This window comes from Vibrio sp. CAU 1672, from assembly GCF_029223195.1.
Taxonomy (GTDB): Bacteria; Pseudomonadota; Gammaproteobacteria; order Enterobacterales; family Vibrionaceae; genus Vibrio.
In genome coordinates, this window is the sequence record NZ_JARHUF010000006.1 from 73,638 (window position 1) to 85,626 (window position 11,989).

Annotated in this window: 9 protein-coding genes; 6 read left to right on the forward strand and 3 right to left on the reverse strand. The window is 48.9% G+C overall.

Translation table 11 applies throughout. The features are described from left to right. Positions 1-56: 56 nt before the first annotated feature. Positions 57-1,640, reverse strand: coding sequence for a BCCT family transporter (locus P2G85_RS07825; RefSeq protein ID WP_275863535.1), 1,584 nt, complete (start codon positions 1,638-1,640; stop codon positions 57-59). A 402-nt stretch (positions 1,641-2,042) separates the two neighbouring features. Between P2G85_RS07825 and P2G85_RS07830 the strand changes: the two genes are divergently transcribed. The 3 genes from P2G85_RS07830 to udp all read left to right on the forward strand — a co-directional run bounded on the left by P2G85_RS07830 (position 2,043) and on the right by udp (position 6,078). Continuing rightward, on the forward strand, positions 2,043-2,462 hold the full coding sequence (locus P2G85_RS07830) for a CBS domain-containing protein (protein ID WP_275863536.1): 420 nt from the start codon (positions 2,043-2,045) through the stop codon (positions 2,460-2,462). A gap of 218 nt (positions 2,463-2,680) precedes the next feature. Further along, positions 2,681-4,984: a zinc/cadmium/mercury/lead-transporting ATPase gene (locus P2G85_RS07835; protein WP_275863537.1), complete on the forward strand. Its 2,304-nt coding sequence runs from the start codon at positions 2,681-2,683 to the stop codon at positions 4,982-4,984. Positions 4,985-5,319: 335 nt separating this feature from the next. Further along, complete coding sequence (udp, locus tag P2G85_RS07840; protein WP_275863538.1) at positions 5,320-6,078, forward strand: uridine phosphorylase; 759 nt, start codon at positions 5,320-5,322, stop codon at positions 6,076-6,078. A gap of 154 nt (positions 6,079-6,232) precedes the next feature. Here udp and P2G85_RS07845 read toward each other — a convergent pair whose 3' ends face one another. After that, a complete protein-coding gene (locus tag P2G85_RS07845) occupies positions 6,233-7,393 on the reverse strand; it encodes a DUF1887 family protein (protein WP_275863539.1) in 1,161 nt (386 codons plus the stop codon). 161 nt (positions 7,394-7,554) lie between these two features. Further along, a complete protein-coding gene (locus P2G85_RS07850) occupies positions 7,555-9,546 on the reverse strand; it encodes a methyl-accepting chemotaxis protein (protein ID WP_275863540.1) in 1,992 nt (663 codons plus the stop codon). 235 nt (positions 9,547-9,781) lie between these two features. Between P2G85_RS07850 and hinT the strand changes: the two genes are divergently transcribed. The 3 genes from hinT to P2G85_RS07865 are packed head-to-tail and all read left to right on the forward strand — an operon-like array spanning position 9,782 to position 11,988. After that, positions 9,782-10,132: a purine nucleoside phosphoramidase gene (gene hinT / locus P2G85_RS07855; protein ID WP_275863541.1), complete on the forward strand. Its 351-nt coding sequence runs from the start codon at positions 9,782-9,784 to the stop codon at positions 10,130-10,132. Between the two features lie 3 nt (positions 10,133-10,135). Continuing rightward, entirely contained in the window at positions 10,136-11,596 is a 1,461-nt protein-coding gene (locus P2G85_RS07860) for a hypothetical protein (protein WP_275863645.1), read from the forward strand. Next, complete coding sequence (locus P2G85_RS07865) at positions 11,596-11,988, forward strand: YcfL family protein (RefSeq protein WP_275863542.1); 393 nt, start codon at positions 11,596-11,598, stop codon at positions 11,986-11,988. The genes P2G85_RS07860 and P2G85_RS07865 overlap by 1 nt, the downstream gene beginning before the upstream one ends. Position 11,989 lies beyond the last annotated feature (1 nt).

Here is an 11,989-nt window from a genome sequence, read left to right on the forward strand (position 1 = left end):
AGGCCAGGTAAACGTGGGCGGATATAAAAACGGGAGCATTTTTGCTCCCGTTTTGTTTAGTATTGATAAGCAGGCAGTTCCGTTTTTAAGCCCCTGATCAGGCTGAAGCACATCAACAGCAGGACAAAAGTAAACGGCAGTGCGGTGGCTACCACACCAGACTGCAATGCCTGCAGGGCTTCTTTACCGCCGACCCACAGCATTACAGCAGCAATCGCACCCTCAATACACGCCCAGAAAATACGCTGGGGAACCGGAGCGTCAATCTTACCCCCGGCGGTAATGCTATCGATTACCAATGAGCCGGAGTCTGATGAAGTAATAAAGAACACCAGGATCAAGACAATCGAAAGTACCGAGATGGCAGAGCTAAATGGCAGTGCGTCATAAACGTGGAACAGGGTCAGTGAAATGTCTGTCAGCCCATGGGCACCGAGCTCACCGACTTTATTGACCACTTGATCCAGCGCGATACCACCAAATGTCGACATCCAAATCAGGGTGACGATGGTTGGGATCATAATCACCGCAAATAAGAACTCTCGTACGGTACGGCCTTTCGATATGCGGGCGATAAACATGCCGACGAAAGGTGACCATGAAATCCACCAAGCCCAGTAGAATACTGTCCAACCGTGCATCCAGGTGGTATCTTCACGGCCATGTGGATTACTTAGTGCAATGATGTTTTGTGCATACGCCAGTGTGGTATCCCACAATGAGGCCAGTGCGGTATCAAAGGTGATCGCGATGATAAAGATGAGCAGGCCAAATGCCACCGCCATGTTGATGTTACTCAACACTTTCACCCCGCCATCGATGCCGCGAATGACCGATAGCACCGCAATGAAGGTAACAAAACCGATCACCACCATTTGCATGCCGATTCCGCCATCCGTACCGAAGACGTGGTTGATGCCGCTGGTGGCCTGCTGGGCTCCGAGGCCAAGTGACGTCGCCAAACCAAACAGGGTGGCCAGTACCGCCATAATATCAATCACATGACCTAACCAACCCCAGGCTTTATCACCAAATACCGGGTAAAAGGCAGAGCGAAGAGAAAGTGGTAATCCCTTGTTATAGGTGAAAAAAGCCAGTGCTAGTGCCACAATCGCATAAATACCCCAACCGTGAATGCCCCAATGAAAAAGGGTCGCCCCCATCGCCAGCGATTTAGCTTCTTCACTGTAGGCTTCGGCGTCCAGCGGTGTTCCCCACCAGTCAGTAAAGTAGGCCGTTGGTTCGGCGACACTCCAGAATAGCAGCCCGATACCCATACCGGCAGCAAACAGCATCGATAGCCACGAAATCGTGGAGTATTCGGCCGCGGCTTCCCGGCCCCCGATGCGGATCTTGCCCAGTGGGGATAGCAGTAACGCTATGGCAAAGAAGAGGAAAAAGTTGGTTGCCCACATGAAAAAGAGGTCGAAATCTTCGATGATGCCGTTTCTGAGGCCGTTTAACGCGTCTCTTGCGGTCGAAGGTTCTACGATAAGAAGTGAGATTAGGCTAATAATGACAAGGCCGGCGCTAATACCAAATACCGGGTTGTGAATATCGAATCCCCATTTTTGGACGTTGTCCTGACCTACCTGATAGTCAGTGGTTTCGATACTGTACTTTTTTAATGCATTTTCCATAAATATGATCGTTTCGTTTTTTATTTACGTCCTACCAAACTCGGTAAGACAACAAAACTGCCCTCCAATTAGTTTGAATACAAATGTTTTGTAGACGAATGAAATGGTAGCATGGCTCACAAGATGATTCAAATTGACTAATATTTGCGTCAATTACACATTATTTGTCAGGTGGAGCTTGGTTTATTATTAAGATGTCTAAAGAGTTTTGTGGCTCTGAACTGACGTATTGATCCGGTATAGGAGCTCGGTGTTGTCGGTTGTCTGGAGAGGTCGCGTAGCGGTAAGGTTTGCGTTATAGATATTGCCTATGGATAAAATCAGTTATTTCCATTTAGTAAATTCAAGAAATTGGACGACACTTATCTTAAAGGCAGCACAAGCGCCGCTAAGGAGAGATTAATGAACTCACTAAAAGTAAAAGATTACATGACATTGCAGGCGGTCACCTTTACCAAAACGATGCCGTTGACTGCAGCACTAAGTAAAGTCATTCAAAGTGTTAATTTAGGTGGTCCGGTGATTGATGAGGACAAAAAAGTAGTGGGCTTTTTATCCGAACAAGATCTGTTGGATAATTTGCTTACAGCCAGTTATTACTGCCAAGATATCAATACGGTGGAAGAGTGTATGCATAAAGACGTGCTGACTGTGTCGCCGGAAATGTCGATCATTGAACTGGCAGATATGATGCAGGTTGGCAAACCTAAAGTGTATCCGGTGGTGGATGACAATGGTAAGTTGGTTGGTGTAATTACGCGTCGCGATGTGCTGACTGCCATAAATGCAAGCTTAAACGAGTGCTTCGCTCATCCGGTGTAAGCCCTGACAGCTGAGAAACAGACAAAAGGCGCTGAGGCGCCTTTTTGTTTTCCCGGGAGAGAAATATGCCTTAGTAAGGGGCTGAAATATCGCCAGATAACAGAGGTTTGGTTGCTAAGAGAGTTTTAAAATCGCTTTATGGGCAAAAGACTCTTGACCTTAGAGCTGACTCTAGGGTTTATCCTTAAGGGTGAAGAGTTACCAATAAGGAAGACATTATGTGTACCAAACATCAAGGCTGCCAGTCAGACAAAGTCAGCTCTGCCTCGCGTCACAGTGGGTCGGATTCGTGTTGTAGTTCGGCAGCTCCTACTTTAAATATTAGCCAGTCGGGTGAGCTCTCGTCTAATGGCGAGTGTTGCGCTGGTAGTTGTGCCACCGCTCCTGACGATGAAGAAAGCCCAGCCGGGCGATCCGGTTTCTCAACTCGTCATAGTTGGCTTGTGAGCGGTATGGACTGTCCATCTTGCGCCCGTAAGTTGGAAAAAGCCGTTTCTGCGATTGATGGTGTCGTTGGAGTAAAGGTGTTGTTTGCGACTGAAAAGCTGGTCGTGGATGCGGACAGCCATACATTGCCAGCTATGATCGAACAAATAGCACAAAAAACGGGATTTACTCTGAGTACGACAGATACACCGAAGAAAAAACCACAACCCCAAAGCTGGCTGGACATCGTCACCGGCAACTGGCAAATCCTGGTTATTGCGGCGGCGATGGTGATCGCTGCTGTCTTGTCTGGCCCATTACCACAATTGAGCAGTGGCCTGTTCACCCTGACCTGCTTGTTAGGCCTTTATCCGATAGTGAAAAAAGCCATTCAACTGGCGCGGAGCGGGACACCCTTTGCCATTGAGACCCTTATGAGCGTCGCAGCGGTAGGCGCATTGTATTTAGGGGAAACGGCGGAAGCGGCGATGGTGCTATTACTCTTCCTTATTGGTGAAAAGCTGGAGGCTTACGCATCGTCAAGAGCCCGGAGTGGTGTGCAAGCGCTGATGGATCTAGTCCCGGAGAATGCGATTGTGATCGAGGGTGAACACCGTCGTGAAATTGCCGCTGACCAGCTACAGCCGGGCGATGTGATTGAGGTTGCCCCAGGGGCGCGTATGCCTGCCGATGGTAAGTTGCTCACCTCGGCTGCAAGTCTGGATGAAAGTGCACTCACCGGAGAATCATTGCCGGTTGAACATGCGTTTGGCAGCAAAATTCTGGCAGGCGCGGTAGTGGTAGACAAAGTGATCCGGGTTGAGGTGATATCGCGTCAAGGTGAAAATGCCATAGATCGTATCTTGCATTTGATTGAAGATGCAGAGTCACGTAAAGCGCCACTTGAACGCTTTCTCGATAAATTCAGTCGCTGGTACACGCCGTTGATGATGCTGGTGGCATTGTTAGTGATAGTGACTCCACCGGTGTTGTTTGCTCAACCCTGGGAAACCTGGATCTATCGTGGCTTGGCCTTGCTGTTGATTGCTTGCCCATGTGCGCTGGTGATTTCAACCCCTGCGGCCATTACTTCCGGCCTGGCGGCTGCGGCGAAGCGTGGTGCCCTGATCAAAGGTGGTGCGGCCCTGGAACTACTCGGTAAAGTGGATGCTGTCGCGTTTGATAAAACCGGAACCTTGACTCAGGGCAAACCTGAATTGACCGATGTCCGTAGCCTGGGAATAAGTGAGCAGCAGCTCCTGGCTCTCAGTGCCTCGGTTGAAATGGGATCCAGTCATCCACTTGCTGTTTCCTTAGTCAATTATGTTCAAACACAAAATATCTCAATTCCACACGCGCAGGAGAGAGCTGCTCAGGTGGGCTGTGGTGTCACAGGGGTAGTTGAGGGGAAGGCCGTACAGGTGGTCGCGCCCTCACGTATCAACGTTGCGTTGGATGTATCCCTGACCGAGTGGATCGAAAGCCTCGAGGGGCAAGGGAAAACCGTCGTCGTCGTACGTTATGATGATGAGGTCGTGGGTGGCCTAGCCTGGCAAGACAGTCTTCGTCCCGATGCAAAACAGTCAATTGCCAGTTTGCATCGTATGGGTATTTCTACCGTGATGCTAACCGGCGATAATCCTCTGAGTGCGCAGGCGATTGCCACGCAGATTGGCCTGGATTATCAGGCGGGTTTATTACCCGGGGATAAAGTTCATTATGTTGAGCAGTTGGCGCAGCACAGCACTGTCGCTATGGTCGGAGATGGCATCAACGATGCGCCTGCGATGAAAGCCTCCAGTATTGGGGTGGCGATGGGAGGAGGAACCGATGTTGCGCTGGAAACCGCTGATGCCGCCTTATCGCACAGTCGTTTGACAGAACTGCCGGCTATGATCGAGTTATCGCGCGCCACCCTGAATAACATTCGTCAGAATGTGGCGTTGGCGTTGGGGCTGAAAGGGGTTTTTCTGGTGACAAGTTTACTCGGTGTTACCGGCCTGTGGGTAGCGGTTCTGGCTGACAGTGGGGCGACGGCACTAGTGACACTCAATGCGTTGAGGTTATTGCGCTTTGAGTCCAAGCAGGACAGGTGATTGTTTCACTATTAGTCTCTTTGCAATAGAAGCAAGATTAATCGCCCGTCACGTCCCGGAGCAATCGGAGTGTGACGGGCTTTTTATTGGCACCAGAGAGCGAGTTACGCTGATCGTTTTATTTGCTGGAGGTCTTGTCGGTATGCAATAAGATGATATTTTCTGGCATGAAATGTGATCAATGCTTTATTGCGATGAAAATGTAGGTTTATTGCATTTTGTCATTGTGACTAAGGTCACTCTAAATTTAGAAAAGGTCCGCTACAGTGCATTGGTACCCAACAACTTATTAATGAGCTTATCGTCTACGAATAAGCCAGAAAAAGGAGCGACACATGTCTCAAGCTGTATTCCACCTAGGTATTACTGAAGCAGATCTTAATGGTGCAACTCTGGCAATTATCCCGGGAGATCCTGCACGTGTACAAAAAATTGCAGAAGAAATGGAGAACCCGGTTTTTCTAGCAAGTCAACGTGAATATACGCTTTACCGTGCAGAGCTAGATGGTAAGCCTGTAGTGGTTTGTTCAACCGGTATCGGTGGCCCTTCAACTTCTATTGCGGTTGAAGAATTGGCACAACTGGGTGTTCGTACCTTCCTGCGTGTAGGTACCACAGGCGCAATTCAGCCGGATGTGAACGTTGGTGATATGATTGTAACAACCGGTTCAGTTCGTCTGGACGGTGCAAGCCTTCACTTCGCTCCAATGGAGTTCCCTGCTGTTGCCGATTTTGATGTTGCTACCGCGATGAAAGCAGCTGCTGAAGAGAGTGGTGCAACGGTACATACCGGTGTAACGGCATCAAGTGATACCTTCTACCCTGGCCAGGAACGTTACGATACTTTCTCCGGTCGTGTGGTTCGCCGTTTTAAAGGTTCTATGCAAGAGTGGCAAGACATGGGGGTTCTTAACTTTGAAATGGAATCTGCAACATTGTTGACCATGTGTGCCAGCTCGGGTTTGAAAGCAGGTTGTGTAGCCGGCGTTATTATCAACCGTACCCAGAAAGAAATCCCAGATCATTCAACACTGAAACAAACCGAAGCACGCTCAATCAAAGTTGTGGTTGAGGCAGCACGTAAGATGCTGTAGTTCTTCGGCAAGCAATATTTAAACAAACGGGAAAAGCCAGAGGTTCGCCTCTGGCTTTTTCTATTTACCGCCGTGCCAAAGTGTTTCGTCAGAGCAGGTAGCAAAAAGCAGCTCGGTTGAGCTGCTTTATGGTTGTCCGGATATGGACAGGGCTTTAGATTTCGTCTGAGCCACCGGCGGCTTTAAACCACGCAGTTAGGTGGGATTTAAGATCTTTGAGCTCATCCGGGCCGATAAGCGCGAGGCCTAAATCTTCCGCACGGGTAATATCGTTGTAGCGCAGCGGCCGGAAGCTTACCAGCATTGCTCGTGCCTGTAGGCCGCCGAGCAAATCACGGAGTGATTCCAGTTTATACAGGGTGTCGTCGCCATCATCACGCATTCCCTTGGTCTTACATTCGATGATGTGTAGCTTGTTGTTTACCACGGTGGCCACATCCAGTTCGTTACGCACTTCTTTTTCACCCAGCGTACGATAGACCTGCACATTGAGTGAACGATCCTGAATGGTTGGCATGGTGTCCTGGATCTGTTTGACCGTGCTGTTCACCAGGGTTTCTAACCACTCTCCGTTAGAGAAACGCCTTGCGTCTTCGTTGGCAAAGGTCAGCACACCATTGCTATAGGTGGCGATATTGGCTTCAACCAGGTCACTGATGAGCATATTCAGCTCACGGTAACCCTGCTGCTTTTCAGACAGTTCAACGTCAAGTTTTTGTTCTTTTCGGCAAGTCGTAGCCAGGTAGTTGAGGGTGGCTAAACCAGGTCCTAATTCCAGCGCATTTGATGCCCAACGTTCCCCCAGTTGATACAACTTCTGATCCAGTTGAGGTGGCAGTTCAACGTAATTGAACTCTCCCCGGGCACCGAAAATGGTCAGGTAATCGGAAATCGTAATGTGATCTTCTACCTGAGAATCTTGTTTACCATCAGGGTACAACCAGCACAGTTTGTCACTGTTTGGCTCGACAACGAAAATCGGCCAGTGATAGGTACGAAATACCTCATACACCGAGAGGAGCCGGTGTCGTAAGCCACAGCTGGCATTGAGCTTGATATCGACGCCACGACTCTGCAGATCTTTGGCCAAAGTTTGGATAGATTGCTTAATTAATGAAGTGTTTACATCAGAAGGAATTTCAAAAAATTCGCTGGTAATGTCGCGTTGCGTCAACACGGTGCTCAGTCGCTGGAAAAGGTCTAACTGGCTTTTATCACCAATGAAGACAATATGTGAACTGATAGTACGATTATCTAATAACGGAGTGACCAGCCTTACAGGATCCTGGTCGATGATACCAACATGAACAGCCATAGATTTTCCTTCTTATTTGGCTTGCTCTAAAAGGGAGTAGAAAAGCATATGCAAGCCATAGTATTCATATGTAGCCATACCCATGAAAAAACAAGGGTGACTTTATAAAAAGTCACCCTTAGGTCATGAGTAATGGTTCAGTTGATGTGAAGGTCGAACTATTACAACTTGAACCGATGCACCAGTTCGTATTGTTGGTGGGCAAGCTGAGTCAGGGACTCGCTGGTTTCTGCAATACTCGACATGGCATGGTAGCTTTGGTCTGCGATATTGTTGATATCTTCGATACTACGTGCAATGTCGGCGGAGGTTTCACTCTGTTCACCAGCCGCCTGAGAAATATGGGTGCTCATCTGACTGATCTCGATAATCAGCGCCTGAATCTCTTCCATCGAGCTGTTCGCTTTTGAGGCTTGCTCGACCGACATTTCCATATCACTCATGCAGCTCTGAATGACATGGCTGGCGGATTGAGAGCTGGACTGCAAGTTGCTGATCATCGATTCAATTTCAGTGGTTGACTGCGTGGTTTTCGAAGCCAGTACCCGCACCTCATCGGCAACCACGGCAAAGCCACGGCCTTGTTCACCGGCACGAGCCGCCTCGATGGCAGCATTCAGCGCCAGCAGGTTGGTCTGTTCGGCGATATTGCGGATAACATCGAGAATGGAGCCAATCTGGCCGCTCATTCTCTGCAGTTCTGATACGGCTGAAACCGATTCATTAAGGCGTGTTTCCAGCTGATTGATGGTAGAAATATTGCTGTTCATAATATGTCTACCCTGATCGGAGGCTGATTCGACTTTTTGTACCATCTCCAACGAGCTCTGTGCATTTTGTGCCACTTCCTGCACTGAGTGAGACATTTCAGTCATTGCTGTTGCCACATTAGCAGTTTGCTCACGCTGGCTACTGAGCTGTGATTGTGCCTGAGAAGAAGTCTGTTCGTTCTGAGATGCGGTATTTGACAGATTCTCAGAGGCACCATTTAACCGCACCAGAATATTGTGTAAGTTGTCAGCCAGGGAGTTGATATGGTCACTGACACGGCTGAACTCATTGTTGTGCTTGTTCTCGATCCGCTGGGTCATGTCGCCTTTAGTCAGGCTTTCCAGTACATTCAGAATGCGGGTTAAAGGCTCACGTACGCTGTGCGCAATGTGGTAACCGACTGCCGTCGCAAACAACGCGACCCCGATGGCAATAATTATGGCTTTCGTCACGCCGTTGCTGTAGATCTGACCCGCGTCGGATAGTGAGTTGTTGAGCTCGTCGGTAGCAGTAGTCGTAAACTGCTCAAGGATGGCCATGGTCGAATCAACGGTCATCGCCAGGCTGGCAATATTGTTATACAGTGCCGCGCGAGCTTGTAGGTAGTTGTTGTGCTGATCCAACACGCCGCCTCGCATGCCCACGTCTCGTGTGAAATGGTCAACAGATTCACCAAAGGCTTTTTCTAGAGCCGGTAACTGAGCTGCCAGTCCGCGGAAGGCGTAGTTGAGGTGGGTGACCGCTTTGCGGTTTTTCGCCACTGCTTTGGTAACGAACTCAGGATTGGAGCTGGCCAGTGCGTCTGAGGTGATGATCTCGGCATCCTTGAGTTTGATGAAGTAGCTTTTGGCCATAACTTTGACTGAAATACTCGACTGGTCGGCAATGTAGTCTTTCAGCCCGACCGAGAGTTCATTGTTGAGTTTTTGGAAGCGACGTGATGACTTCTGGACTTCTTCCTGAGCGGCAAACATTGCTTCATAGTTGTCCATTGCTTCTTTCGCTTCGGCAAAATAACCCTGCTGCAACTCTTTTAGCTGAGCAAACGGTTCGGAAAGTGACGGATAGCTCTGGCTTGCCGTTTCCAGTTGAGTCAACGTGGCATCAAACTTTTGCTGAGATTTGACAAATGCCTGACGCATATTGTCCATGCGTTGTTTATTTTCGGTGGTTAAGAAGTCTTTGAACGATTTGTCTGCCGACAACAGTTCGACACTGGTTTGGTTGGATAATGACACCAGAGGTAACGATGTCTTTGAAACGGTTTCAAACTTGCCATGAATGTCGTTCATTCCCCCCAGCATGATGGCAATAGTGACAGCAAACAGAATGATGATCAGCGCGAAGCCGGCATACATCCTTTTAATAACTGATCCACGCATAAATTAGCGTCCTCTCCCAAAAACAGACAAAATAAATAAGAGTTGTCTAAAAAATTTAACAAAATTGTTTGAATTGTATGGTGTTTGAGGCGCACGTTTTATGACGCGGGCGACAAAAAAAACTTTCCCGCCCGTGCTTATATTGATAATGTTAAGTGAACACTGTTTTTTATTGAGCTCGCGATCTCCTTGGCGCATACTAATCAGGTTATATACCTAATAAAATGGAGTACCCATGGCGGAAGAAACCATCTTTAGCAAAATTATTCGCAAGGAAATACCGGCAAATATCCTCTACCAAGACGATCTCGTGACCGCGTTCCGTGACATTAACCCTCGCGCACCAAGTCATATACTTATCATCCCTAATAAAGTCATTCCGACCACCAACGATGTTGTTGAAGATGACGAAGCGGTGATGGGACGTTTGTTCACCGTTGCCAGAAAACTGGCGAAGGAAGAGGGGATTGCAGAAGACGGTTACCGTTTGATCGTTAATTGTAATTCTCATGGCGGGCAGGAAGTTTACCACGTGCATATGCATCTGTTAGGCGGACGGCCACTGGGTCCTATGGTGTTAAGTTAATTGATGATATGGGTGGGTGGCGTGCCGTCATCCACTTGTCCGAATGATGACCTATTGGCGGAGAGAAATGTGAAACAAGGTGTAATATGGGCCAGCGTGACGGTTTGGGTCCTTCTTGCCACCGGCTGTGCCAATTTGTCTGCAGGTAACCTATTTAGCCATTACAGCAATCTAAACCAACCCGTCTACAACGCGCTCGTTGCCGGGGATTACGCTAAAGCCCAGTCGCTGCAATCGAGTGACACTGGCGGCGAGTTATTAGGCAACCTGGAACAGGGGCGGGTTTCGTTTCTGGCGCAAGATTATGCCACCAGCCACCAATCACTGGAGTTGAGTGAAAGTGCCGTAACGGCGCAACAAGAACGTGCAACCATTTCGCTGTCTGAGACGGCCGTTAGCTTTGGCTCGTTAGCGGTCAATGATAACCTCAACGATTACCAGCCCGCAGATTATGAACTCGGCTTTCTACATCTTTATCTCGGTTTAAACTATCTTCAAAAGAACGATCTGGAGGGGGCTCTGGTAGAGATGCGCCGGGCGAACCAGGTTCAGGAAGCGGCCAAAAAAACGCGTGAGCAAGAGCTTGCGCGGGCAGAAAAAGATCTGAGAAAGCACGGTGTATCGGCCAACTTAGGCAGTATTCTCGCCAACTATCCTGACGCAGGAAACAAGTTAAGTGCCGTGCAGAATGGGTATCTGTTTTATCTGTCCGGGCTGCTGTATGACGCATCACGAGACTGGAACAGCGCCTACGTTGATTATCGACGTGCACTGGCGGTGATGCCGGAAAATCGCCAGATAATTGAAAGCACCATGCAAATGGCGAAGAAGCTGGGGATGCGTGAAGATCTTCGCCTGCTTGAAAAACGTTACGGTAAAGCATCCTCAGGCTTGGGCGATAAGCAGGGGCGTGTAATTGTGATTGAAGAGCAAGGAGTCGTCGAGGCCCGGCAGGGCTGGCGGATTGACTTGCCGCTTTATGATAGCCGCGGGGATGGGGCGATCTACTCATTGGCGTTACCTTACTATCCCGGCCGGAATACAGAGCGCTTTGTGGACATCTCATTGAATGATCAGCGCATTACGCCGTATTTGCTGGCGGATATCAATGCCATGGCCAGCAATGATTTGAACGAACGTTTACCGGCAATGGTTATACGTCAGGCATTACGCGTGTGGGCCAAAGACCGGATTCGCAAAGAAAGTGCCAAAGGGGATGAGGTTGGTAATCTACTCTTTAATGTATGGAACACCTTAACAGAGCAGCCAGATACCCGCAGTTGGCAGACTTTACCTGCACAAGTCCAAACCGCTTCACGGGTGGTCAGTGCGGGCAAGCAGACTCTGAAAGTGGCGGATTTGGCGTATCAATTTGAGGTACCACAACAGCAAACGACATTGGTTTGGGTGTCTCGCCAGGGCGGTAGTGCCACGGTGTGGCATAAGCAGCTAGGGAGATTGTAATGAAAGCATGGTTGATCAGTTTGGTTGTGTTGATTGGTTTGGCCGGGTGTGCTGGTAACACCGCAGGCATTCGAATCGATGGGCAAACTCAGAAAGTTTTTTTTAATGATAAAGTACTGGGCAGCAGGTTGCTGGTGGATGAGATCAAAACGGTTTATGTTGATGATCGCCCGCGTGGCGTGGTGAATTTGACCAGCCAGTTCCAGGGAGACCAACACATTCTGTACCGTTTTTATTGGTATGACAACAGCGGGTTGGAAGTAAACACCAAACCCGGCCCATGGCGCAAAACTATTGTGCGCGGCTTTGAATCAGTAACCCTCTCTGAAGTTACGGTTAATCCGGCCGGAACCCAGTTCCGCGTTCAGATCCGAGAAGCTGATGACAATTAAT